Raw genomic sequence first — 22,440 nt, forward strand, 5'->3', positions numbered from 1 at the left:
TCTTAAAGGAAGGCGGCTCATATATAATAAGTACGGAACATATATTTTTTAAAAAGAGGTAAAGGATGGAGCGCTCGTTTTATAATTGGCAACTGAAAGCGTATAACAAAATTTATGAAAAGAATTCCGTTCTCTCTGCGCCTACGGGAGCAGGAAAAACTCTTGTTGCCTATCTTTGGGCGGGCTTGCTCACAACGGAAGGCAAAACCCAGATGCCGGAGGGCATTTCTCGCATTATATTTACAGCTCCCATAAAGGCTCTGAGCAACGAGCGCTACATGGACCTGAGGCGCATGGGTTTTGACGTAGGAATAGAAACGGGGGATTTTAAAAGAAACGAAGAGGCACCCATTATTTGCTGTACCCAGGAGATCTACACGCTCAAATATACAAAGGAACCCCATCAAAAACTGATTATAGATGAATTTCATTATATTTTTGAAGACCCTGACCGTGCGCGAACCTATATTGACGGCATAAGAGAAACAGCCCCAACAACATCAATTCTTGTCATGTCCGCTACCTTTAGTCAGCCTGGAGTCATTGGGCGTTATCTCGAAACCATCACTGAGCGGTCTTTTACAGTCTATGAAAGCCAGGAACGGGTCACTGAGCTGGTGTATGTTCCCAAAAAACCCGCTCAACTTTTTTCTGTTCACGATGCCCTTGTATTTGTCTTCTCTCAGCGAGGGACTATGGATTTGGCCTATACCATAGCCAGAACCCGACGCCGGCTGCCCAGAGAACAGCGCAGCCGCCTTTATGAACTTGCAACGATCCTTGACGTTCCTAAAGTGCAAATGCCCCTTCTCTGTGGCGTAGGCATCTATCATGGAAGCATGCTGCCAAAAGAAAAGCTCTTAGTTGAATCAGCTTTCCGGGAACGAATCCTTGATGTAGTTGTTGGAACAAATGCCCTGGCCTTAGGCGTCAACCTGCCAGCAGAATCTGTTATTTTTGCCCAACTGGTGCAATTCCACGATAATGCCCCTATTAGCAAGAATGAATTTCTTCAAATGGCAGGAAGGGCTGGAAGAAAGGGCCTTTTTGATACAGGCTACGTTACGTGGCTATCCAAGTCTCCTTGTGAACATAGAGGTTACGACACTGGAGATGAATTCAAGAAACTGCTTTCCATCCCTCCTGAAGCTGCAACTGTCTCCCTAAGACCAGCATGGGGAGCTCTCTTGCGAAGGGAAGTTCACATTAATGAGGAAGCTGACTATATCAGCAGGTTTTCTCTGCCAGAAATTGACCCCTTCATTCTAAGAACCGAGTTAAGGCAAGGTCTCAATCGTATCGACAGGGCCATGCGCCGTATGGTGAGACCTCAACAGCGAAAACGATTCCGGGCCTTGCTGGCCAATATCTGGTATGAAGAAATGAGCGCGGATGAAAATCTTGAAATGGCTCGTCTCTTTTTTGCTGAGGAACGGCCGGAAGCCCTCTTTGCCGCTCAGCTGATCGCCCCATATGAACGAAACTATCTGCAATCTCTTCTTAAAATCAAACGGTATGCTAATCATTTGCCTGAGGGGTATTCTTTTAAAAGTATGCAAATGCTCAATCAGACAGTAGATGATATTGACCCCACCATCTATGGATTTGAAGAAAAAATAAACGAGATCGAAGGGTCTTTAAAAAGCTAAAGACCAATTTTCACCCACGAGAGGGTGGATGGCGGATATTTCAAGCCGGTTTTGTTCCCTGCTAATTCGTCTCTAAAAGAGAAACACGATCCCCAGGGACAACTTCTCCCCCCTGCACAACTCTGAGGAAATAACCCCATATGGGAAGCAAACACCAGCCCATATAGTCATAGGTATGGGGTTCTCCTGGTTTTTTCCCTTTTTCTATAACTTCAAGTTTCACAGTAGCCCCGATGGCGAGAATAGTACCAGGAGAAAGGTCTTCCGGAAGACCTTTTACAAGCAAGTTTTCTGCGAGAGATCCCGGAGGAAAAAGAATATTTGCCTGTTGCTCTGTTTTTTCTACGTCTTCGCGGCGAAGGAGGCTGACTTCTCTTTCATTGAACCCAAAATGCGAATCTCCCTCTATTCCGCCAGAAGCGAAAAAAGCTTTTTCCACAGTCCTTTTCGGACTACTTCTTTTGGAGCTTATACATACGGCAAGAAGTATTGCCACGCTATCACTCCCTTTGTCTATATAGTCCTCAAGTGTTAAAATAATATAACATTAGTGATTAAAGGGGGGCTGACAATGTTCGATGTGAAAGATATTCTTCAACCCGGTCTTACCGCCACAATCAAGAAAACTGTCGAAATTGATGATACTGTTGGTAATATGAACATCCATCTCAACCAGCTTCTTTCTACTCCGGCCTGTGTTCAGGCCATTGTTGGAGCATGTATCAAGGCAGTGGATCATTTTCTGCCTGAAGGATACATCACCGTTGGCAAATCTATTGAAGTAATTCACGAAGCAACGTCTATGTTAGGTGTTACCGTTGAATTCAAGGCTACTCTAACATCCATAGAAGGGAACCGTCTCTTCTTTGAGATTACAGCCTCCGATGCCATCGGAGTAACCCTTACTGCCCGCCATGAGCGAGTGATCGTCAATCACATGGCCTTAATGGATCGGGCTATAGAACGAGTAAACCAACTTAATAAAATACGGGAAATGCCCTAACATTAAAACATATAAATATAGGGGGCAGTCTTTGAAAACTGCCCCTCCTCTTTTAATCCTTTTGGGCACTGTAAAGTCTGAATAAGGCCTGAGTTCCTTCGTTATCATGCCCATGAAGGGCTAATTTTTTATACATGGAAAGAGCCATTTCCAAGCCGGGGGTATCCAACCCCATCCTATCTGCAGATTCAAGGGCTATTTTCATATCTTTAATAAAATGTTTCACATAAAAACCAGGATCGAAATTTCCTGCGATCATCCTTGGGGCAAGATTTGAAAGAGACCAGCTTCCTGCAGCCCCCTGAGCAATGCTAGCCAATACTTTATCGGGGTCGAGCCCCGCCTTAATGGCGTAAGAAATAGCTTCACAGACTCCTATCATATTTGAAGCTATAGCAATCTGATTGGCCATTTTTGTATGTTGTCCGCTTCCGGCCTCCCCTTGATAGACAATGTTCTTGCCCATCACTTCAAAAAGTGGTCGAACTTCATCGAAATCTTCAGGGTCACCTCCCACCATAACAGAAAGAGTCCCTTCCCTCGCGCCCTTATCCCCTCCTGAAACAGGAGCATCCAATGCCTTAAGTCCTCTCTTTTTAGAGGCAACATAGATTCGCGCTGCCAGCTCCGGACTGGAGGTTGTCATATCTATCAGATAGGTTCCCGTCCGCGCATTTTCAATAAGACCTCTCTGTCCCAGATAGATCTCTTCAACATCACGGGGGAAACCGACCATAGTAATAATACAGTCACACTTAGAAGCTAAAGATGGCACGTCTTCTTCCCAAGTGGCTCCCTGTTCAATCAGTTTTTCCGCTTTTACCCGGGTTCTGTTGTAAACATGGAGGGAATAATCTGCCTTGAGCAAATGACCAGCCATACTGGCCCCCATAACTCCAAGACCAATAAATCCGATGTTTTTCATGAAGCAACTTCACCCCTTTCAAATTTTACATTCTGAGTATAACGTATGGTACGATAGTTGTGATATATCTATCAACCAAGAAAGAAGGGATAGACCATGTCGCAGTATCTTGAAGAAATAAAAGAGATTCTTGGAGACGATGGGGACTCTCTTCTCAACTACACGTGCTGGGGAATCCCATCGGAAATGCTTATCCCCCCGGCAGCTAATTTCGTTGATCGCCTTTCCGCAGAAACAGACCGTCCGATTCCTGTATTACGCTCGTTACAAACGCTTTTTAACACAGGCCGGCTAGGAGGAACAGGATATCTTTCCATTCTTCCTGTGGATCAGGGAGTGGAACACTCTGCGGGGGCAAGCTTTGCTCTCAATCCTATTTATTTTGACCCTGAACACATAGTGAAGCTCGCTATTGAAGCTGAGTGCAGCGCTGTGGCGAGTACCCTTGGCGTTCTTGGCTCTATGGCAAGAAAATATGCCCATCGCATTCCTTTTATTCTTAAAATTAACCATAATGAACTTCTCTCTTATCCCAACACATACGACCAGGTTCTTTTTGCTTCTGTTAAACAAGCTCAGGATATGGGAGCTTTAGCTGTAGGAGCTACTATCTACTTTGGAAGCCCTGAGTCACGGCGGCAAATCCAGGAAGTTTCTATGGCTTTTCGTATGGCCCATGAAATGGGTATGGCAACCATTCTTTGGTGCTATCTTCGAAATAAGGCCTTTAAAACGAAAGAAAAAGACTATCATCTCGCCGCCGACCTCACAGGACAGGCAAACTACCTAGGTGCAACCATCGAAGCGGATATTATAAAACAGAAGCTTCCTGTCGTTAATGGAGGGTTCCGTGATCTGCATTTTGGAAAAACTTCCTCTGAAGTATATGAAAAGCTTGTCCCTGAACATCCCATAGACCTCCTTCGCTATCAGGTCGCCAATTGTTACATGGGGCGCGTGGGGCTCATCAGTTCTGGCGGAGCTTCTATGGGCACTGACGATTTGAAAGAAGCGGTAAAGACGGCGGTCATCAACAAAAGAGGAGGGGGCATGGGGCTCATTCTTGGTAGAAAGGCTTTTCAACGCCCCTTCAGAGAAGGCATTCATATCATTCAAAATGTACAAAATGTCTATCTTGAAAAGGAGATCGCTTTGGCATAATTATGATAAGACAAATCTTTTCACTCCTCTTTACATTGACATGTATCTGGAGCTGGTGTTTCGCGGGGGGGATTGGCTACGCACTCGCTCCTTCCCCAGCTACTCCCCAATTATGGGGAGAGGACATTCCCGGGGTCAGAACCCGTCTTAATACCCAAGAACCTGTTGTTGCCCTTACCCTTGATGCCTGCGGAGGAAAAAGGGGAAACGGCTTTGATAAAAAGCTTATAAACTGGCTTTGCAAACATCATATTCCAGCAACTCTCTTTATTACAGGGCGGTGGATAAATGCCAACGAAGAAATTGCCAAAGAACTGGCATCATCTCCGCTTTTCGAAATAGAAAATCACGGTATGAACCACTGCCCCTGCTCTGTTTCCGGCCGATCTGCTTACGGCATACCGGGAACAGGCAGCGTAGAAGAAGTTATGAGAGAAGTTTCTGACGCAACCGTAATAATAGAGAAGGTGACGAATCGGCAACCTCGCTTCTTTCGTTCCGGTACAAATTATTATGACGAAGTAGCTCTTGCCCTTATTGAAGATCTCGGGTACAACGTTGTTGGATACTCCATTGCCGGGGATGAAGGAGCGACCTTATCAGAAGATGCGATTGTGAAAAAACTCCTCCAGGCAAAGGCAGGAGACATTATACTATGTCATATGAACCAACCAGAAAGCGACACGGCGGAAGGATTGATCAAGGTCATCCCTATGCTCCAAAAAAAAGGATTTCGTTTCGTCACGCTGCAAGAATATCCGTTGCGATAAAACCGGGAACTCTTATTAATACTGAAGAGGAAGAGGAAAAATGATAGGATCAGCAATTTTATTAGGGGGCGTTTCCTTTGTGTTGCTTCCTTTAGAGATGGCAGCAGGCCTTTTCACTGCCATTACTCTGTGGCTGACCCTTTATAGCGCTCCTTTTCTTTGCGCCTATATAGGGTGGCTTTTTGGCATGTTCCTCGGGTTCGTTCACGCAGAAACCCACCTTTGGGGAGTTCTTTCCCTTATTCCAGTAGGGGTGTGGTTCATCATAAACTGGCGTTCCACTCTGGCAAAAGAAATACCTTCATTTATAAAGGCTTTCCATAATCCCCTTGCCCGTAGAAAAATGTTCAGGTACTGCGGCCTAATATTCCCGTGTATCATCTACCCCTTATGGGGACCAAGCGCTCTAAACAAATCCCTTATGGTCGCCACTGCCATAGCATTCATAAGCGAAAAGACCGTCAGTTACGTTCCTATTTTGGAGCGGTGGTTTAAAGCTATTGCTCCTGCCAGTTATGAAAGAAGAAAAAAATCCATATCAGGGACAACATGTTATCTCCTCGGCGCTTTTGTCGCTTCCCTTTTCCCAGACCCTGCATCGGTACAGGCTATAGTCATGGCTACTATAGGAGATGCCTGGGCTGTTTTGGTGGGAAAGCGATGGGGGAAACTGAAATGGTTTGAGGGAAAGACCCTTGAGGGAAGCCTGGCGTGTCTTGCTGGAGCTTTACTTGGTAGTTTTATTTATGGCCTCATGGTGCCGGAAGCCCAAATTCCGTGGCTTATACTCCTTTGGGGAGGGCTCGTTACGCTTTTTACTGAAGGAATTTTTAGATTCGAACTGGATAATCTTCTCGTAGCCCCAGTAAGTGCAGCCATAATGACCGCTGTTATATGGATTGCCTATTTCTTTTAAACTTTGACGAACCGATTCACATCATAAACAACAGGGTAAACATTCCCCGTACGAATAGCTCCTATAAAATCATTTTCGTTTTGTATAATTCCAGGAAAAGCCGTTGCATATAGTCCCACTCGCTCTACAAAATGGGCATCGCTTCCGCCAAGACGAGGGAGCTCAAGTTCATTTGCAAGGGCATGAGCTTTAAAATTATGGGTAAGACGAGTACTCCCGTTGAAAGCTTCTATGCCACTGAGACCAGGAAGAGAGCGGATAAAATTCCCCATGCCTCGCCCGTTATCACGAAAAGGATGGGCACTTACAGCTACACCACCCTGCCGGTTCACAAGTTCCAGGGCGTCAGAAGCATGCATTTTTTTCTCTGGGACTGAATCAAGTCCAAAAACAAGAAGGTCACCTTCATAGGTTAAGAGCTCAAGGCCTACAAGTATAAGAAAATCATACTTAACAGAAAGCTTGCGAGCAAAGGAGCGCATCCCCATACTTTCGTGGTCTGTAACGCAGATTCCATCAAGCCCCATGCTCTTTCCCTTTTGAATTGCTTCTTCTATGGGTAAAAAACTATCGGAAGAAAACTCTTCAGAATGTAAATGTGTGTCAATAACCAGCGCAGCGTCCTCCTAAAAATTATATCTATTATAATATCAAGTTATAACATAAAGAATTATAGGGCTGCTTTCTAAACTGTCAATAGAATTCATAAATTCAAACCATGGTTGACTTGAATTTGGCACAGTATGCTAAATGGTTTTCAATAAATTTGAAATTTAAAAAGCCACGGGGCTATTTTTCTCTAAAGACCCTCCGTGGCTTCTTCTTTTTTATTTATTATACCTCTTCAAAAATTCCTTTTTTAATGACAGACCTTTCCTTCATCATAAGGACGCCTTTTGCGACAACATACTCTAAGGTCAAGGTATCTGGCGAAATAATGAGCACATCGCCAGCAGCTCCAGGAACAAGTCTTCCTTTTTTAGTAAGTTTAAGGCGTGCTGCTACATTTTTCGTTACCAACGATAGGGCCTCTCCCATGGGAATACGCTCTTCAAGAACAGTGTCTCTAAATTCAGCGAACAGAGATAAGGGTTCCCCAATCCCCATTTTCACGAGTTCCCCTGCAGCATTGAATTCAGGCATGCTTCCATTTCCGTCAGTACTCATAGTAAGGTGAGAGAGAGGCACCTGATTGGCTACTGCTCGGCCTATCCCCTCACTCGCCTTTACAGTATGCCCCCCACTTCCCATACTTGTTGTAAGATCGGCCACGCCACCGTTGCTGCAATAGTTCAGGATTTGAGCATAAAGTTTTTCATTTCTGTTGACATGGGTGGGAAGAATCTGGCTTTTGGGGATTTGAGTTCCTGAAAGGGCCTCCTCAATAATTTCCAGCCCCCAGTCTTCTGACCCCATATGGGCCTCTACGATGCCCGCCTTTCCAGCCAGCATACCGCCAATACGAGCATCGGAGATAAGCCGTCTAAGCTCTTCCACAGTAGGGTGAGAGGATCGATGATCCGAAAGAGCGACTTTGACGCCAATCACTTTGTCAATAAGTACAATATCAGACACGACATTCTCAGTAATGGTAACAGAGGGCATACCGTAAGCACCACTATAGATAAACGTTGAGATGCCTTCATTTTCAAGGGAGTGAGCTTTTGCAAGCAGCTCTCTTAAAGACCGAGAAATACCATCTGTTCCCAAAGGCGCAGCCGCAGTGGTAATGCCTGCCCGTATAAAACTGCTCAGCTGAAGGGGAGGAGTTCGAAATTGAGGACCGCCTTCTCCACCTGCACCATTAAAATGAACGTGACTATCAATAAATCCTGGGACGACAAGAGCTCCCCCGGCATCAATGATGATGGCGTGAGGGGCAATGCTTTTGACAGCATCTTCCGAAATTGACGACTCCACAGAAAAAATAGAGTCTCCCGCTATGAGAAGATCGCTTTTTCCCAAATATTCTGGGCTATATATCTCTCCGTTTTTAATAAGTATTAGATTCATCATTCATACCATCTTTTCCTCAAAATTTTTTTAACTTACGAAACAACATCTGCGCACATATTAATGTATCCACAAATTCTTTACAAAATATACTTCCTGGTGCAAACCCAAAAAGACCCGGTTGGGCTTTGGGATCCAGTCCCCCTATAGTATACTAAACTTATATCATGCTTTTATAAAGGAGTGTGCCCTATGTACCTAGCTTCTCTTACCTGGAAAAAGCTGGAAGAAAAAATTACAGAAGAAACTGTTGCCCTCATACCCCTCGGAAGCGTTGAACAACATGGCCCCCTAGCTCCCCTTGGTACAGATTACTTCATTCCCGAAGAATTTGCCAAGAGAGTCGAAGCCGCCTACCCGGATAAAATCATGGTGCTTCCTACCATGCCTTATGGGGTTTGTCCCTACCATGCTTCCTTTCCAGGAACCATTGACATGGGCGTTGAAATTCTTTCAGAAGTAATGACACGCATCGCCATGAGCCTCATGGACACTGGCATTAAAAAAATGATTTTTCTTAACGGCCATGGCGGGAACGGACCCTCTCTCGATAAGGCAGCCCTTGCTGTCTATAAAAGGGGCGGACTCGCCGCTATTGTGGACTGGTGGACTCTTGCCGGTGAGCTGAACGCAAAATGGGCAGGTGGGCACGGGGCAGGGCAGGAAACATCGGTAATGATGGCTTTGAAACCTGAATGGGTCAACATGAAGGATTTTTTCCCCGCAAATATTCACCATGTAAGTGACAGCCTCCAAAATACTCATATCAGCATCGTCACCTTCGAAAAAGGAAGTGTCAGGATTATTCGGGATGTTAAGGACGTCACATCGAGCGGCACCTATGGAGGAACAGATGCCCCAGAAGACGCGAACAGGGAATGGGGAGAAGAAATTCTCAAAGGTGTCACCGAGTACCTGATTCGTTTTATTGCAGAATATTTTAAAGTTTCTCTTTCACGAGAAAAAAGTTAGATAATACATAGTCCTGCAGAAAAGAAAATCTGACTTTGCATCCTTTAAAATGTGGATAAACTAACCACAGGTGTGGAAAGATACGACACGTGGAGTGGAGTTTTATGTTCCCGCTCCACGTATTGTTATTCTGCTTTAACAACAGCCATACCAAAGCGGTCAAAAGACATCAGGGCTTCGAGTATATTGCTTCCTGAAAAGGGTTTTTCTACAAAACGCGCCATGTAATCAGACGTTTCAAAGGGAACGGATTCATCCTGGGATGTTATAAAAAGAATTGGGATATAGCAAAGAGCAGGATCGTTACGCATTTCAAACAAAAGTCCCTCACAACAATTGCCTGGAAGATCGCAATCTGCCATTACAATATCAGGTTTCGGCCTATCCCAATATTTTCCAACCTGGCGGAGGTACTCTAAAGCCTCATAGCGACTCCCAACAACATGAATAGTATTGAAGATCTTCAACTCTCTAAGACTCTGAAAAATATCCTGTTCCACTTTTTCTTTTCTTTCCACGAGCAGGATCTTCACTAGTCTTATGTTTTTTTCTTCTAACATAATGTATCTCCCCTTTCAGCAATAGTTAAGGGGCAGAAAAAAATATTGGGAAATAAGTGGTAACTATACTAGCATAATTTCACGAATTTTGAGAATTATTTGGGGTAAGAACAGAGGAGCTGTCCGAAAAAATCAGCTCCTCTAAAATGTCTTGTTATTCTGTTGACGGAAACACCCCTGTCTACGGCCACAACGCCCTCTTCCTCTCCCCCTGCCTTCCAGGATACACGGAAGGTCTCTCATTTTTTTATGATCTTTTACTTCAGAAGCGCAATCACTACACATTCCAGCAAACTCGAGGCTTTGCGGAATAGGTTGAAATCCTGCCTCTTCAAGCCATTCTGTAATAATCTTTTCTTTCTCCTCTTCATGTTTAAGATGGAGCACTTTTCCGCAGCAACGGCAATAAAGATGAAAATGTATGGAAGAAGAAGGAAGTTCGAAACGTTCAAATCCTTCATCGAGAGAAAAACGATAGAGCAGTCCCATATCAGAGAGCAGCCCCACCGTTCTGTAAACAGTAGCAATACCTATGGAGGGATCTTTCTCATGGGCCTTTTCCCATATAAGCTGGATGTTCCCGTGCTCCGCTTCACCTTCGATGAGTACGTCTATAATCGTCTGTCTCTGATTTGTAAGGCGAAATCCAGCTTTTTTAAGGATATCAAAAAAATCTTGTCGCTTTTTCTTTTTATTGTGTTCCATAGAATGGAAACTCCTTCTCAACATAGGGCTTGACAATTATTTTATCAGAGAATAGTATATATGCAAATGATAATCATTATCAATAAGGAGGGATATATATGCCTGGTTATGATGGAAGTGGACCACGAGGGCAAGGTCCAATGACAGGGCGCGGTTTTGGTTATTGCCGATTTGGTGGATATGGTTATAGAAGGTTTCCACGTTGGGGAAGGCGTTTCTTCGGTTTCGGTCGTGGAATGGGAGGATGGGGTGCTCCAGTTTATCCCGGTTGGGGGTACGAACCTTCCATAGAAGAAGAACGAAATGTGCTTCAAGAAGAATTATCAGTGCTTGAGGAAGAAATGGAAAATATGAGAAAGCGTTTGGCGGAACTTGAAGAAAATAAATAATGAAGGAGCTTTCCCATGAAAATCGCTATCGCTAAAAATGGAGATACCGTATCTGAACACTTTGGACACGTTGAGGAGTTTCTTGTTGTTCACGTTGAAAATCAAAAAGAAGTGGAAAGAAAGATTTATGCAACACCTAAAGGAGAACATGTGCCTGGGGCTATGCCTCAATGGATTGCAACTTTAGGCGCGGATGTGGTTATTACTGGGGGCATCGGAGGAAGAGCTTCAGCAATGCTTCGAGCGCAAGGAATAGATGTTCTCTGCGTTAAGCCGCTGTCTATAGAGTTAACAATAGAGGCTTTTCTCAATCAAAATCTTGAGGTTCTTTCTGATCAATGCAGCCATGACCACTCCTCTCTTTAGGAGCTCGCCATGTTTCGATTGACAGTCGCAAGCGGCAAGGGAGGAACAGGCAAAACATGTGTCGCTGCCTCCCTTGCTCTTTCTCTTAGTAAGGGGACAGCTATTGATCTCGATGTTGACGAACCCGACCTTGGTTTGGTTCTTCAGGTCAAAAATCCGAAGAAAGAAAATGTTTATAAAGTTGTCCCCCAGATAGAAGCCGCTCGTTGTAAAGGATGCGGACTCTGTGCTGATAATTGTGCTTTTGGGGCACTCAATCAATTCGGTACTTATGCGCCAGTTGTCAATATGCAGTTGTGTCATGGATGTGGTGTATGCGAACTTGTATGCTCTCAAAAGGCTATTAAAGATAGTAAGGCTTCCATTGGTATAATGAATATCAAAAATCAGGGATCCTTTTGGTTTCTTGAAGGGATATTAGATATCGGTGAACCCAATCCTGTTCCATTGATTCACACTGTTCTAAAAAGAGCAGATTCTTTTCCTTTTCCCCAAATTATTGATGGCCCTCCTGGAAATGCATGTCCCATGGTTGCCGCGGTGGAACAGTCCAATTTTGTGATACTGGTAACAGAACCTACGCCTTTTGGACTCTCCGACCTCACCCTGGCCGCAGAAACAGTTCGCGAACTTCATATTCCTGCAGGCGTAGTTATTAATCGCTCTGATCTTGGTAATATTGAAGAAGCTGAAATATTTTGCAAGAATCTGGCTCTGCCTATTCTTGCGCGTTTGCCTTTTTCAAAAGAAGTCGCTCGTGCTTATGCTAAGGGAATCGCTCCCATTTTAATTGATAAACAATGGCATGAAGCCGCATCGGATATTCTTAACCATGTCAAAGAGGTGCTGTCATGACTCCAAAAGAAATAGTTATCGTAAGCGGCAAGGGGGGAACAGGAAAAACATCAATTGTATCGGCCTTATGTGTGTTATTTGAAGGGGAAGCCCTATTTTGCGATGTTGACGTAGACGCCCCCAACCTTCAACTTTTACTTCATCCACAAGACGAGCAAACCTTTTCCTTTACAGGAAGAAAGATTCCTGAAATAGACGCTGATCGCTGTACTGTTTGCGGAGGATGTGTCGGGTTTTGCCGTTTTAATGCTCTTGAAAAGAGAGATGACGAAATCACATCATTGCCATGGAAATGTGAAGGGTGCGGCGGATGCGCCCTGGTATGTCCCCATCAGGCGATATCCATGCATTCATATGAACAGGGGCAATATTGGAGAGGGACAACAACTTATGGTCCACTCTGGCATGCTCGTCTTCATGCTGGTGAAGAAAATTCAGGCATGCTTGTAGCTCGTTTAAAAAAGGAGAGCAGAAAGGAAGCTCTCAAAGAGGGGATTTCATTTATCGTTATTGATGGGCCTCCGGGAATCTCTTGTCCCGCTATCTCGGCTCTTACAGGAGCAACTTTGGCCGTTGCAGTGACGGAACCGTCGCTGTCTGGACTTCATGATCTTCTTCGTCTCAATAAGCTTTGCGCTTCTCTAGAAGTTCCTTTGGCCATTGTTCTCAATAAATCTGATCTCTCAGAAGCAAAGGGAGAGGAAATAAAGAATGAGGCTGAAAAGGAAAATTGGCACTTTCTAGGTTCGATTCCTTTCCGACCAAATGTTGTAGAAGCCATATCAAAAAAAGAGATTCCTTTAGAAGCGCTGAGCCCGGAGATAGACTCAATTTATAACAATCTAACAAATTTGATTAACATAATAAAAAGGTGAGGTGAAAAGTATGCGGATTGCTGCTGCTGTTAACGAACCTTCTCTTACAAGCTCTATTGCTGAACGCTTTGCTCGGGCTCCCTATTTTATCATTCTCGATGAGGAGGGAACTCTTCTTGAGACGATACAAAATCCTCTTTTAGAACAAGGACATGGCGCAGGAGGAGCTGCTGTTCGGCTTCTCTCAAAATACAATATTGATATTGTGATTGTTCCCCATGTAGGCACCAATGCAAAAGATGCCTTAAAACTCGCTGGCATAAAGTATATAAAAGCTGAAGGATTGACACTGAAAGAAGCTCTTATCAAAGTAAAAGAGCTTTCGTAAATGAAAAATAAAATGGCAAAACACACTACAGAATATATTGCTAAAGAAGTAAAACATGTCATTGCTTAGGGAATTAGTTTGAGCCGCTTCACATGAAGCGGCTCAAACTAATTTTCAATCTCCGTTAAACCAAACTCATGCACTAGAGCCCTTACTGCCCTATTGGCATCAGTCTTCGCTACAAGAGTGGATATTTTGATTTCTGAAGTACTTGTTCCATACATTCGAATCTGTTCCCTGCAGAGAGCGGAGAAAAATCTCGCAGCTACGCCGGGAGCCGATTCCATACCTACGCCCACTGCTGATACTTTTGCAACCTTATCATCTTCAGTGACGCGCCAGCCCTCATAGGGGGCCATTACTTCTTCCACCGTACTGCGTACTACTGGACCTTTTCCTTCAACAACTGTAAAGGTAAGGTAAGAATGGCCATTATCGTTTACTGTGGATATCATATCCACATTTATTCCTTTATCAGCCAATGCCGTGAACAAAGCACTCATTGCCTGTATTCCCCCAGGCATAGGGCTGATTGTAACCTTTCTCTGATTGGGATCAGATGTAACTCCTGTAACAACAGGCTGTTCCAACCATTCAGGCAATGTACCCACCACAAGAGTCCCCCTTTCATCTGAAAAAGTCGAGGCACAATACAGTTCAACGTTATATTTTTTTGCTATTTCCACAGCTCTCGAATGAAGGACCTTTGCCCCCATGGACGAAAGTTCCAGTACCTCGTTATAGGTGACATAGTCGAGTTTCTGAGCGTTTGAGCAAATTTTAGGGTCACAGGTATAGATTCCGGCCACATCACTATATATTTCACAGCGGGCTCCTGCTTTTGCCGCAATAGCTACAGCAGACGTATCAGAGCCCCCTCGGCCCAATGTAGTGATCTCCCCTTCTGGAGTGATCCCCTGAAAACCTGTAACAACTATTACATCACGCTGATTGAGCTCTCGTTCAACTTTTTTCATGTCAATATCCACGATGCGGGCATTACAAAAAGTTCCTGTGGTGATCATGCCAAGCTGAAAGGCATTATATGATACTGCTTGCACACCAAGATCGTTCAGCGACATTGAAAGAAGAGCCGCAGACGTCTGTTCCCCTGTAGCTAGAAGCATGTCAAGTTCTCGCGGAAGGGGATCTGAAGAAACCTGGTTCGCAAGGTCAATGAGATTATTGGTGGTTTTTCCCATAGCTGAAACAACCACTATAAGCTTTTCCCCTTCTTCCACACGCATCTTTATTTTTTCTGCTATGGCTCGAATCATTTCTGGTGTCGCAACTGACGATCCGCCATATTTCTGTACGATCACTTTCTAAAACCTCCCAATCAGAGGTTCCTCAGGTCTTGCACGATCTGAGTTTTATCAGCAGTTTTAGCATCGACCATTTTTATGATGCGGGCTGGAGAGCCAGCTACCACAGCTCCTGGGGGCACATCTTTCGTTACAATAGCCCCTGCAGCCACAACTGCCCCAGCCCCAATATGCACACCCTCAAGAATAACAGCATTGGCTCCCACTAAAACATTGTCATCTATCATGACTGGTGTAGCGCTTGGAGGCTCAATGACCCCAGCTACCACAGCCCCTGCGCCGATATGGGAATTAGCGCCAACAACAGCCCGCCCACCTACAACAACGTTCATATCTATCATGGTGCCTGCCCCGATAACGGCGCCAATGTTAATAACGGCACCCATCATCACAACTGCGCCCTTGCCTATTTCCACCATATCGCGAATGATGGCTCCCGGCTCAATACGAGCATCATATTTTGTCAAATCCGCAAGGGGCAAAGCGGAATTTCGTGCCTCCACTTCAATATGAGTCCCATCAATATGGGACGCATTGGCAGAAAGGGCCAATTCTATTTCTTTGTGGTCGCCTATAAGCATGCCAAAATGGTTGCTGCCAATAAAGGTCAACTCTCCCCAGGCACACTTCTCAAGGTTTCCAGAAAGATAGGCCTTGGCAGGAGTCCGCTTCTTTGATTCCTTTATAAGCTTGATGATTTCCTCGGTGCGCATGCGATAACCTCCTCGAAAGAATAAAATCCTGGCTCGGCGTTAACAACAAACTGGGCCGCACGATACGCTCCCAAGGCAAAAACTGAACGGGAAAGGGCGCGATGGGTAAATTCAAGAACTTCTCCCTCATTCGCAAAGAATGCGGAATGATCACCAGGAACTCCCCCCATTCGAAGAGAATGGGTGGGGCAATTACGCCCTGTTACCTCTCTCATCAAAATAGCTGTACCTGATGGGGCATCTTTTTTCTTGTTATGATGAGTTTCACATATTTCCAGATCCCAGTCCTCAAGGTACGGAGCAAACTGTCGTAACACCATTTTAAGGATATTGACACCAACGGAAAAATTAAAGCTCTGGACAACGGGAACCGTCTCTCCCAGTTTGCGAAGGAGCTCTATGTCTTCTTGCACAATAGCCGTGGTTCCAACAACCAATCCAGCTCTGTGCAAACGGCAAAGCTCAATAGTACGCGGTAATGCCATGCGATTAGAAAAATCAACTATAACCTGAGGAGTATCGTCACATGTTTCACCGTTTATATCCACTGTGAGACAGAGGGTATGCTCAGCAAAAGCCTTCTGAATTTCTTGCCCCATCCGGCCGGAAGCTCCCACAAGTCCGTAACGCATTAGTAGATGCCGCTCTCTTTCAGGGCTTCATCAACCACGGCCATAGCTTTGGAGGATGCAGGAATAAGAGGGAGACGAAGCTCGTTCTCGCAATATCCAAGGCGACTCACTCCATACTTGACGGGAATGGGGTTGGTTTCGCAAAAGAGCCCCTTCATCAAGGGGAAAAGCCGCAAGTGAAGCTCTCTGGCCTTCCCTATCTCGCCATCAAGGGCGAAACGAATCATTGTTGACGTTTCTCTGGGCGCCACATTGGAAAGTACAGAAATAACCCCGTCTCCTCCGGCATTGACAAGGTGGAAAGCCTGGTCATCGTTGCCTGAAAGAATAAAGAAGTTGGGACGCTGTTTCTGCATTTTTCGAATGAGGTAGTCAACCTGAGCTTCATCGCCGGAAGCTTCTTTAATACCAACAATATTCTCTATCTCAGCTAAACGAAGTACTGTCTCAGGCAGTATGTTGACCCCTGTACGACCCGGTACATTATAAATGATCAGCCGCCCTTTATTAATGCGGGAGGCAATGGTGCGGTAGTGCTGATATAAACCTTCCTGGGGAGGCTTATTGTAATAGGGGGTCACCACAAGAACACCGTCTACGCCCAACGAGAGAGCCTGATTAGAAAGTTCTATGGCTGCTTCCGTGGAGTTGGAGCCGGTTCCTACTACAACAGGAACCCTTCCCTCAACTGTTTTTACTACAAAACGGACTATTTCTTCCCGTTCCTTAGCCGTTACAGCCGGCGCTTCTCCTGTTGTCCCAAGAACAACAAGAAAGTCTACGCCTCCGTTGATTTGAAAGTTCAAAAATCTTTCAAAACTCTCGTAATCTACCTTCCCGCTTTTAAAAGGGGTCACCACTGCTGTTCCTGTTCCGCTAAACATAGACCACACACCTCCTATTCAAAGCTGCGAGCATTAAGAGCTCGATGTTTCTTTAAGATGCGAACGGCGTTTGTTGCCGCTCCAACACGAATATTATCCGCTACATTCCACATTAAGAACCGTGTATCATCAAAAGCTCGAAGACGGGAAACATAGACAAGATCTGTTCCAGCGCCATCAAGAGGCGAGATCACCTTATCTGTCAATTCTACGTTTTCGCTCGCCTCTATGGCTTTTCGAACCTCATCAAGAGATGCCGGCTTTCTCGTTTCTACCCAAATTGTTTCCGAGTGGCCGTAAAGTACTGGAACACGTACCGTGGTGGCCCAAATGCCTATAGAATCGTCCCGCAGAATCTTATGAGTTTCATCAACCATTTTCATCTCTTCTTCCGAGAATCCATTTTCCAGAATTGCCCCAATCTGAGGAATTACGTTGAGATGAATTTGACGAACGAATTTTTTAGGCTCCACATGGCCTGAAATTTGACTCTCAAGTTCATTTATTCCATTTTTTCCCGCTCCAGATACCGATTGATAGGTGCTCACAACTATAGATTTTATTCCAAAACGACGATGAATTTCATAGAGCCCAAGAACCATTTGAATCGTGGAGCAGTTTGGATTGGCCACAATACCTCTGTACCCTCGCAAGAGATCCCCGTTAATTTCAGGAACTACGAGAGGGATATCAGGAGTCATTCTAAAGGCGGATGAATTGTCAATAACGACTGATCCCGCTTCTGCAGCTATGGAAGCATATTGTTTCGACACATTGGAACCAGCAGAGAAAAGAAGGTAGTCAAAACCTTCTTTTAAGACTTCAGTCCCTAGCTCTTCAACTTTACAGGAATTTCCACAAAAGGACAAAGATGTTCCAGCTGATCTGGCAGAAGCAAAAAGTCGAAGTTCGTCCGGTCTAACTCCCTGCTCTTCAAGTACCCGAACCATTGTCCGTCCCACTTCACCTGTCGCGCCTACAACTGCTACCCTCATTATTATTACTCCTCCTTTGCCTGACAACCAATAAAAAAAGAGACCCGTCCCCGAAGGGACGAGCCTCTTGAAATCTAAATGCCCGCGGTACCACCCTGCTTGAACACATTTTTACATGTGTCCCAACTCGGTCTTCGTTACGTGAAGACAATTTCGTGAGTGTACTCCAGTTCTTTCACCTTTCCACTCCAGCTCCACAAGTTTTTGGCTTTTCCTGTCCCCTTAAGGATGCCTCTCAGCCGCTGAACACCCATCTCTGGTAAGGTTTCGACCTGGAAAAGCGCCTTGTTTCATCGCCTTTAACAATGTAGAATTATAAAGTTCCATTTCACATGGATTGGGTCGGATTATACGAAACAAAAATAAAACTGTCAAGAGAAGGAAAAGATTTCGCATTAGACGAGGGTAACGTCATCCCGCAATTAGACTGAGATTCCTTCTTCCTTATTGAGCTACCGTTACCATTATATTATCAATAAGACGGGTAGCCCCAAATTTTACAGCCAACGCAATGAGGCATTTGCCAAAAAGAACTTGAATAGGTTTCAAATTATGGGCGCTTACAATTTCCACGTAGTCTATACGGGTTTTGTCTTTGCTGAGTATGAGCTCTTCTATTGCTTTTCTAATTCTTGCGGCATCCCGTTCCCCATTTTCAACCATTTGCTGAGCCATTTCAAGGGATGCGGAGAGAACAGTAGATTGTTCTCGCTCTTCAGGCGTTAAGTATGTGTTACGAGAACTCATAGCAAGGCCATCTTTCTCTCTAATTATGGGACAAACGCAAATTTCAACATTCTGATTGAGATCTCTCACCATCTGCTGGATAACGATAGCCTGCTGAGCATCTTTTTGTCCGAAATAGGCTTTGTCCGGAAGAATAATATTGAAAAGTTTTGTAACTACAGTGGTTACCCCCCGGAAATGCCCTGGTCTGGAACGTCCACAAAGTTCCTTTGTCAATTCCGTTACTTCTACAAAGGTTTCATATTTCTGAGGATACATTTCACCCACTGTTGGGTAAAAAATAAAATTCGCGCCAGCCTCCTCGGCTAGAAGGGCATCACGCTCAAGATCACGGGGATAGCTCTCAAAATCTTCTTGAGGCCCAAACTGGGTGGGATTGACGAAAATACTCACCACAACTATATCGTTTTCTTTCGCCGCCCTTCGAACAAGAGAAAGGTGACCCTCATGGAGAAACCCCATAGTAGGAACCAAACCAATGCTTTTTCCCTGCCGTCTGCTACAAGCTAGTTTTTGCCTTATTGAATCGATATTGTTTACAATTTCCATTTGTTTCGTCTCGCCCTCCCCTTCTGTGCCCTATTAAATGTTTTTCCAATGTTTGAATCCATCTCCAACCACTTCAGCCACATCCGAGAGAATAATAAAAGTCATGGGATCAATTGAAACAACGTGTCGTTTAAGTTCCATGGCCTGTCTTCTGGTAAGCACCACCATTATCATATTCTTAGGTTCTCCTGAATAGGCACCTCGGGCATCGATAATTGTGGCACTTCTGTCGAGCTCTTCAATAATGAAACGCTTTACTTCTCCCGGCTTTTGAGTAATGATCATCAGCTGTTTTCTGCGATCAAATGATTTTAGCACGTTATCAATGGTAAGGCTTTCAATATAGAGAAGAACCCCACCCATGAGAAGCTGCTCCAGATCCACTACAAACCACGAGGCAAGAAGAATCCCCATATTTATATAAAAAGAGTACATGCCTACATCAATACCATATTTTTTTCTCGCCGCCATAACAATAATATCTGTTCCCCCGCTGGAGCCTCCGCCCAGAAAAATGAGCCCCATTCCAAGGCCTCCTAAAACTCCGCCGAGGATAGCCGCGAGAAAAACATTTTGAATTAATGGATATGTAAAAAGTTCAAAAAACATAACAGAAACGGTCATTAAGATCGACACATAGAAAGTCCAAATTACAAAACGGGGGGACAGTACTTTCCAGCCCCAAAGCAATAAAACAGTATTTCCTATGGCAATGATCCACGCTGGAGAAATATTCAAGGCATAATGACTTATAAGGGCAATACCTGTCAGTCCAGCACTGGCAAATCTATATGGCATGATCAAAGCGACAAGTGCAAAGCTTATTATTATAGTGCCGGTAGTAGTATAGATTATTGTTAGCCACTCGCGTTGAAGAAACTGTTTAAGTTTCGACGGCAAAAAAGTAAGCATGTTGAGAAGATCAGCCTCCTGGTGTAGTGTATTTAAGGATCACTAATCCCAGATAATAAAAATACGTCTCCGACTGCTGGTTGACACCTGATAAACATATCCCCTATCACGGTCCCACGCATAATAACCATTTGAGGAAGGCTGACCGGCATTGTTAAGAAAAACCATATTCTTAAAAAGAGCGCTATCGTAGCCAATCCGTCCCCTAAAAGAGCGAATGAGTGGTAACGAGCCTCTCTCCTCAAAATCAAACCAGTTATCAGGCAATGGAACACCACGAGCTTTAAGCTGTTTGAGTATCACACCGTACTCATGGGGAGCCATTTCAAGAAAATAGAGCTTCCCCCTTGAAGAAGAGCGCAGGTCTTTAATAAGAGTAAAGGCGAGCCACGGCGAGGCCTCGTCAGGCAGCTCTGACAGCGACCAAAGCGAAAAATAAAATCCTTCTATCAATGCCAGAGGCTTAGGCATGAGCCCTGGATACCAAAACCCTTCCACTTCTTCCCAATTCTGTAGATTTCCAGAACATAGCCTTTCGATAAGCAAGAGACTATTTGCGGCTTTCTGCCTCGGTGTAAGGTTTTGCCGCAGGGAACGCCAAAGTTCTTCTGAAGAAATGTTACAAGCTTCCTGAAGCAGCTTTTGCCGAAGAATATGGGCTTCATATGTCATTCTTTTATCAAGATCGTAGAAACGTACTAGATCATCCCAACTATTAGCCCATGCCCCACTGCACAAAAGAATAAAAAACAAGGAGCTTAGGCTTATCATCCAAAAGAATTTGTATTTTTTCATAGTTTCACCACCCTATTTACAATTTCTTTTGTTTGATGATACATAATCCTTATTTAAATTGTATTATATATCTATAACACTGTGAATTTCTTATATTCTGTTAACATTATTCTCATCTTAACAAGAGACATTTCCGGTTTTAAATAAATTTAACAGGAGGAATATATAATGTTCAATCAAATCTCAAAATTAGTTGCTAAACATGAAGATGAAATCATTAATCTTAGGCGGCATTTCCATGCAAATCCAGAACTATCATGGAAAGAAGTACAAACCACGCAAAAAATTATCGAAATATTAAAAGCTCTTGGATTCTCCATTCTTCAAGTCGGTTTTGGCGGCACAGAAGCAGGTGTAGTTGCTGAAATCACTGGCACACAAAATTCTCATTGCATCGCTTTGAGAGCTGACATTGACTGCCTTCCCCTCAAAGAGGAAACTGGACTGCCCTATACCTCCACAAACGATAACATGCATGCCTGTGGCCACGATGCTCACACAGCCATGCTTCTCGGCGCTGCGCATATTCTAGCTGAAATAAAAGAGCAGATCCAGGGACGAGTACGCCTCATCTTTCAACCCGCAGAGGAACATGGCATTAAATCCGGTGCCTTAGCTATGATCAAAGAGGGTGCATTAGAGAGTGTTGACGCTGCTGCGGCCCTTCATATTTGGTCCCCCATCCCCGCTGGTAAAGTGGCCTATAGGAAGGGGCCTATCATGGCTTCTGCTGATGGATGGTATCTCACGATCAAAGGGAAGGGCGGCCACGGTTCTGCCCCTGAACTGTCCGTAGATCCTACGGTAGCGGCGGCTAAAATAGTAACAGCCCTTCATACTATTGTAAGCCGTGAAATTGACCCCCAGGAAACTGCCGTTGTAAGTTTGGGTGGTCTTAAGACAAATTCAAATAGTTTCAATATCATCCCTGACTCTGTCAAAATAAACGGAACTGTGAGAACCTTCAACCCCCAGGTTCAAGATCATATAGAAGAAGCAATGCACAGAATTGTTGAGGGTGAATGCATCTCTTCCCGCTGCGAAGGCAAGCTCGATTATAAACGATTTTTACCGACTACGATCAACGATTCTGAAATGATCTCTATGGCTATGAATGTTGCCGCAGAGTTTGTTGGAAAAGACAATGTGGAAGAGTGCCGCCTTGTGATGGGTTCTGAAGATTTTAGTTATTTCGGGCATCACGTCCCATCTGCGTTCTTCTTCCTCGGGGCCGGGAATTCCGCAAAAGGCATTGATTTCCCCCATCATCATCCAAAGTTTCAGATCGATGAAGACGTTCTTAAAACAGGTTCAGCTCTTTTATCAGGCATAGCCTATCACTATCTGGCAACACACGCTAATTAAGTTACAGAATAGATAACGCCCTGGATAATTTTCCCA

The 22,440-nt window shown here is 44.5% G+C and carries 26 protein-coding genes; 12 read left to right on the forward strand and 14 right to left on the reverse strand.

The window, feature by feature from the left end:
• Nucleotides 1–65: 65 nt before the first annotated feature.
• Nucleotides 66–1,649 (forward strand): DEAD/DEAH box helicase, encoded by a 1,584-nt coding sequence (locus B2U56_RS08540; protein ID WP_286953343.1) that lies wholly within the window; start codon nucleotides 66–68, stop codon nucleotides 1,647–1,649.
• Nucleotides 1,650–1,710: 61 nt separating this feature from the next.
• Here B2U56_RS08540 and B2U56_RS08545 read toward each other — a convergent pair whose 3' ends face one another.
• Entirely contained in the window at nucleotides 1,711–2,145 is a 435-nt protein-coding gene (locus B2U56_RS08545) for an MOSC domain-containing protein (RefSeq protein WP_213700451.1), read from the reverse strand.
• Nucleotides 2,146–2,220: 75 nt separating this feature from the next.
• Between B2U56_RS08545 and B2U56_RS08550 the strand changes: the two genes are divergently transcribed.
• Nucleotides 2,221–2,652, forward strand: a complete 432-nt coding sequence (locus B2U56_RS08550) for a thioesterase family protein (protein WP_213700452.1) — start codon at nucleotides 2,221–2,223, stop codon at nucleotides 2,650–2,652.
• Between the two features lie 52 nt (nucleotides 2,653–2,704).
• On the opposite strand, the gene B2U56_RS08555 is transcribed toward B2U56_RS08550, so the two are convergent.
• Nucleotides 2,705–3,577, reverse strand: a complete 873-nt coding sequence (locus B2U56_RS08555; protein WP_286953346.1) for an NAD(P)-dependent oxidoreductase — start codon at nucleotides 3,575–3,577, stop codon at nucleotides 2,705–2,707.
• Between the two features lie 96 nt (nucleotides 3,578–3,673).
• On the opposite strand from B2U56_RS08555, the gene B2U56_RS08560 reads away from it, so the two are divergent.
• Genes B2U56_RS08560 through B2U56_RS08570 form a run of 3 tightly spaced genes read left to right on the forward strand, consistent with a single transcriptional unit; the run spans nucleotide 3,674 to nucleotide 6,424 of the window.
• A complete protein-coding gene (locus B2U56_RS08560) occupies nucleotides 3,674–4,738 on the forward strand; it encodes a class I fructose-bisphosphate aldolase (RefSeq protein WP_286953348.1) in 1,065 nt (354 codons plus the stop codon).
• 2 nt (nucleotides 4,739–4,740) lie between these two features.
• Nucleotides 4,741–5,508: a polysaccharide deacetylase family protein gene (locus B2U56_RS08565; RefSeq protein ID WP_286953349.1), complete on the forward strand. Its 768-nt coding sequence runs from the start codon at nucleotides 4,741–4,743 to the stop codon at nucleotides 5,506–5,508.
• 40 nt (nucleotides 5,509–5,548) lie between these two features.
• Nucleotides 5,549–6,424 (forward strand): hypothetical protein, encoded by an 876-nt coding sequence (locus B2U56_RS08570; RefSeq protein WP_286953350.1) that lies wholly within the window; start codon nucleotides 5,549–5,551, stop codon nucleotides 6,422–6,424.
• Here B2U56_RS08570 and B2U56_RS08575 read toward each other — a convergent pair.
• Together B2U56_RS08575 and iadA are read right to left on the reverse strand one after the other, a co-directional pair.
• The gene (locus B2U56_RS08575; RefSeq protein ID WP_286953457.1) at nucleotides 6,421–7,038 is read right to left on the reverse strand and encodes a PHP domain-containing protein; all 618 of its coding nucleotides are present in this window, start codon (nucleotides 7,036–7,038) and stop codon (nucleotides 6,421–6,423) included. The two genes, B2U56_RS08570 and B2U56_RS08575, sit on opposite strands and share 4 nt — an antisense overlap.
• A gap of 220 nt (nucleotides 7,039–7,258) precedes the next feature.
• Nucleotides 7,259–8,440, reverse strand: coding sequence for a beta-aspartyl-peptidase (gene iadA / locus B2U56_RS08580; RefSeq protein WP_286953352.1), 1,182 nt, complete (start codon nucleotides 8,438–8,440; stop codon nucleotides 7,259–7,261).
• Nucleotides 8,441–8,629: 189 nt separating this feature from the next.
• On the opposite strand from iadA, the gene B2U56_RS08585 reads away from it, so the two are divergent.
• On the forward strand, nucleotides 8,630–9,409 hold the full coding sequence (locus tag B2U56_RS08585) for a creatininase family protein (protein WP_286953354.1): 780 nt from the start codon (nucleotides 8,630–8,632) through the stop codon (nucleotides 9,407–9,409).
• Nucleotides 9,410–9,534: 125 nt separating this feature from the next.
• On the opposite strand, the gene B2U56_RS08590 is transcribed toward B2U56_RS08585, so the two are convergent.
• Both B2U56_RS08590 and B2U56_RS08595 read right to left on the reverse strand, forming a co-directional pair.
• Complete coding sequence (locus tag B2U56_RS08590; protein WP_286953356.1) at nucleotides 9,535–9,969, reverse strand: hypothetical protein; 435 nt, start codon at nucleotides 9,967–9,969, stop codon at nucleotides 9,535–9,537.
• A 141-nt stretch (nucleotides 9,970–10,110) separates the two neighbouring features.
• Nucleotides 10,111–10,674 (reverse strand): Fur family transcriptional regulator, encoded by a 564-nt coding sequence (locus B2U56_RS08595; protein WP_286953358.1) that lies wholly within the window; start codon nucleotides 10,672–10,674, stop codon nucleotides 10,111–10,113.
• 98 nt (nucleotides 10,675–10,772) lie between these two features.
• Here B2U56_RS08595 and B2U56_RS08600 point away from each other — a divergent pair, with 98 nt between their 5' ends.
• From B2U56_RS08600 to B2U56_RS08620, 5 genes are read left to right on the forward strand one after another with little or no spacing between them, the layout of a single operon-like run.
• On the forward strand, nucleotides 10,773–11,063 hold the full coding sequence (locus B2U56_RS08600; RefSeq protein ID WP_213700458.1) for a DUF5320 domain-containing protein: 291 nt from the start codon (nucleotides 10,773–10,775) through the stop codon (nucleotides 11,061–11,063).
• A 15-nt stretch (nucleotides 11,064–11,078) separates the two neighbouring features.
• The gene (locus tag B2U56_RS08605) at nucleotides 11,079–11,429 is read left to right on the forward strand and encodes a NifB/NifX family molybdenum-iron cluster-binding protein (protein ID WP_213700459.1); all 351 of its coding nucleotides are present in this window, start codon (nucleotides 11,079–11,081) and stop codon (nucleotides 11,427–11,429) included.
• A gap of 9 nt (nucleotides 11,430–11,438) precedes the next feature.
• Nucleotides 11,439–12,284 (forward strand): ATP-binding protein, encoded by an 846-nt coding sequence (locus B2U56_RS08610; protein WP_286953360.1) that lies wholly within the window; start codon nucleotides 11,439–11,441, stop codon nucleotides 12,282–12,284.
• Nucleotides 12,281–13,159, forward strand: a complete 879-nt coding sequence (locus B2U56_RS08615) for an ATP-binding protein (protein WP_286953362.1) — start codon at nucleotides 12,281–12,283, stop codon at nucleotides 13,157–13,159. The genes B2U56_RS08610 and B2U56_RS08615 overlap by 4 nt, the downstream gene beginning before the upstream one ends.
• Before the next feature lie 10 nt (nucleotides 13,160–13,169).
• A complete protein-coding gene (locus tag B2U56_RS08620; protein WP_286953363.1) occupies nucleotides 13,170–13,487 on the forward strand; it encodes a NifB/NifX family molybdenum-iron cluster-binding protein in 318 nt (105 codons plus the stop codon).
• Between the two features lie 107 nt (nucleotides 13,488–13,594).
• On the opposite strand, the gene B2U56_RS08625 is transcribed toward B2U56_RS08620, so the two are convergent.
• From B2U56_RS08625 to B2U56_RS08660, 8 genes are all read right to left on the reverse strand, one after another.
• Nucleotides 13,595–14,809: an aspartate kinase gene (locus B2U56_RS08625; protein WP_286953364.1), complete on the reverse strand. Its 1,215-nt coding sequence runs from the start codon at nucleotides 14,807–14,809 to the stop codon at nucleotides 13,595–13,597.
• A 17-nt stretch (nucleotides 14,810–14,826) separates the two neighbouring features.
• A complete protein-coding gene (dapD, locus tag B2U56_RS08630) occupies nucleotides 14,827–15,525 on the reverse strand; it encodes a 2,3,4,5-tetrahydropyridine-2,6-dicarboxylate N-acetyltransferase (RefSeq protein ID WP_286953365.1) in 699 nt (232 codons plus the stop codon).
• On the reverse strand, nucleotides 15,495–16,157 hold the full coding sequence (locus tag B2U56_RS08635; RefSeq protein WP_213700509.1) for a 4-hydroxy-tetrahydrodipicolinate reductase: 663 nt from the start codon (nucleotides 16,155–16,157) through the stop codon (nucleotides 15,495–15,497). Before B2U56_RS08635 ends, dapD begins: the two co-directional genes overlap by 31 nt.
• Nucleotides 16,157–17,041: a 4-hydroxy-tetrahydrodipicolinate synthase gene (gene dapA / locus B2U56_RS08640; protein ID WP_213700510.1), complete on the reverse strand. Its 885-nt coding sequence runs from the start codon at nucleotides 17,039–17,041 to the stop codon at nucleotides 16,157–16,159. The genes B2U56_RS08635 and dapA overlap by 1 nt, the downstream gene beginning before the upstream one ends.
• Nucleotides 17,042–17,055: 14 nt before the next feature.
• On the reverse strand, nucleotides 17,056–18,036 hold the full coding sequence (locus tag B2U56_RS08645; RefSeq protein WP_213700511.1) for an aspartate-semialdehyde dehydrogenase: 981 nt from the start codon (nucleotides 18,034–18,036) through the stop codon (nucleotides 17,056–17,058).
• A 444-nt stretch (nucleotides 18,037–18,480) separates the two neighbouring features.
• On the reverse strand, nucleotides 18,481–19,332 hold the full coding sequence (panC, locus tag B2U56_RS08650) for a pantoate--beta-alanine ligase (RefSeq protein WP_213700512.1): 852 nt from the start codon (nucleotides 19,330–19,332) through the stop codon (nucleotides 18,481–18,483).
• A gap of 33 nt (nucleotides 19,333–19,365) precedes the next feature.
• Nucleotides 19,366–20,244, reverse strand: coding sequence for a YitT family protein (locus B2U56_RS08655; protein ID WP_286953369.1), 879 nt, complete (start codon nucleotides 20,242–20,244; stop codon nucleotides 19,366–19,368).
• 42 nt (nucleotides 20,245–20,286) lie between these two features.
• Nucleotides 20,287–21,039, reverse strand: a complete 753-nt coding sequence (locus tag B2U56_RS08660) for a hypothetical protein (RefSeq protein WP_286953372.1) — start codon at nucleotides 21,037–21,039, stop codon at nucleotides 20,287–20,289.
• Nucleotides 21,040–21,207: 168 nt separating this feature from the next.
• Here B2U56_RS08660 and B2U56_RS08665 point away from each other — a divergent pair, with 168 nt between their 5' ends.
• Nucleotides 21,208–22,404 (forward strand): M20 metallopeptidase family protein, encoded by a 1,197-nt coding sequence (locus B2U56_RS08665; protein WP_286953373.1) that lies wholly within the window; start codon nucleotides 21,208–21,210, stop codon nucleotides 22,402–22,404.
• Nucleotides 22,405–22,440: the final 36 nt, after the last annotated feature.

This window comes from Aminobacterium sp. UBA4987 (assembly GCF_002396985.1).
Classification (GTDB): Bacteria; Synergistota; Synergistia; order Synergistales; family Aminobacteriaceae; genus Aminobacterium; species Aminobacterium colombiense.

What these genes read in the sequence shown, in the direction of transcription:
- B2U56_RS08540 (WP_286953343.1), top strand. Translation starts at nt 66, where the DNA reads ATGGAGCGCTCGTTTTATAATTGGCAACTGAAAGCGTATAACAAAATT.
- B2U56_RS08550 (WP_213700452.1), top strand. Translation starts at nt 2,221, where the DNA reads ATGTTCGATGTGAAAGATATTCTTCAACCCGGTCTTACCGCCACAATC.
- B2U56_RS08555 (WP_286953346.1), bottom strand. Translation starts at nt 3,577, where the DNA reads ATGAAAAACATCGGATTTATTGGTCTTGGAGTTATGGGGGCCAGTATG.
- B2U56_RS08560 (WP_286953348.1), top strand. Translation starts at nt 3,674, where the DNA reads ATGTCGCAGTATCTTGAAGAAATAAAAGAGATTCTTGGAGACGATGGG.
- B2U56_RS08565 (WP_286953349.1), top strand. Translation starts at nt 4,741, where the DNA reads ATGATAAGACAAATCTTTTCACTCCTCTTTACATTGACATGTATCTGG.
- B2U56_RS08570 (WP_286953350.1), top strand. Translation starts at nt 5,549, where the DNA reads ATGATAGGATCAGCAATTTTATTAGGGGGCGTTTCCTTTGTGTTGCTT.
- iadA (WP_286953352.1), bottom strand. Translation starts at nt 8,440, where the DNA reads ATGATGAATCTAATACTTATTAAAAACGGAGAGATATATAGCCCAGAA.
- B2U56_RS08585 (WP_286953354.1), top strand. Translation starts at nt 8,630, where the DNA reads ATGTACCTAGCTTCTCTTACCTGGAAAAAGCTGGAAGAAAAAATTACA.
- B2U56_RS08590 (WP_286953356.1), bottom strand. Translation starts at nt 9,969, where the DNA reads ATGTTAGAAGAAAAAAACATAAGACTAGTGAAGATCCTGCTCGTGGAA.
- B2U56_RS08595 (WP_286953358.1), bottom strand. Translation starts at nt 10,674, where the DNA reads ATGGAACACAATAAAAAGAAAAAGCGACAAGATTTTTTTGATATCCTT.
- B2U56_RS08600 (WP_213700458.1), top strand. Translation starts at nt 10,773, where the DNA reads ATGCCTGGTTATGATGGAAGTGGACCACGAGGGCAAGGTCCAATGACA.
- B2U56_RS08605 (WP_213700459.1), top strand. Translation starts at nt 11,079, where the DNA reads ATGAAAATCGCTATCGCTAAAAATGGAGATACCGTATCTGAACACTTT.
- B2U56_RS08610 (WP_286953360.1), top strand. Translation starts at nt 11,439, where the DNA reads ATGTTTCGATTGACAGTCGCAAGCGGCAAGGGAGGAACAGGCAAAACA.
- B2U56_RS08615 (WP_286953362.1), top strand. Translation starts at nt 12,281, where the DNA reads ATGACTCCAAAAGAAATAGTTATCGTAAGCGGCAAGGGGGGAACAGGA.
- B2U56_RS08620 (WP_286953363.1), top strand. Translation starts at nt 13,170, where the DNA reads ATGCGGATTGCTGCTGCTGTTAACGAACCTTCTCTTACAAGCTCTATT.
- dapD (WP_286953365.1), bottom strand. Translation starts at nt 15,525, where the DNA reads ATGCGCACCGAGGAAATCATCAAGCTTATAAAGGAATCAAAGAAGCGG.
- B2U56_RS08635 (WP_213700509.1), bottom strand. Translation starts at nt 16,157, where the DNA reads ATGCGTTACGGACTTGTGGGAGCTTCCGGCCGGATGGGGCAAGAAATT.
- dapA (WP_213700510.1), bottom strand. Translation starts at nt 17,041, where the DNA reads ATGTTTAGCGGAACAGGAACAGCAGTGGTGACCCCTTTTAAAAGCGGG.
- B2U56_RS08645 (WP_213700511.1), bottom strand. Translation starts at nt 18,036, where the DNA reads ATGAGGGTAGCAGTTGTAGGCGCGACAGGTGAAGTGGGACGGACAATG.
- panC (WP_213700512.1), bottom strand. Translation starts at nt 19,332, where the DNA reads ATGGAAATTGTAAACAATATCGATTCAATAAGGCAAAAACTAGCTTGT.
- B2U56_RS08655 (WP_286953369.1), bottom strand. Translation starts at nt 20,244, where the DNA reads ATGCTTACTTTTTTGCCGTCGAAACTTAAACAGTTTCTTCAACGCGAG.
- B2U56_RS08660 (WP_286953372.1), bottom strand. Translation starts at nt 21,039, where the DNA reads ATGAAAAAATACAAATTCTTTTGGATGATAAGCCTAAGCTCCTTGTTT.
- B2U56_RS08665 (WP_286953373.1), top strand. Translation starts at nt 21,208, where the DNA reads ATGTTCAATCAAATCTCAAAATTAGTTGCTAAACATGAAGATGAAATC.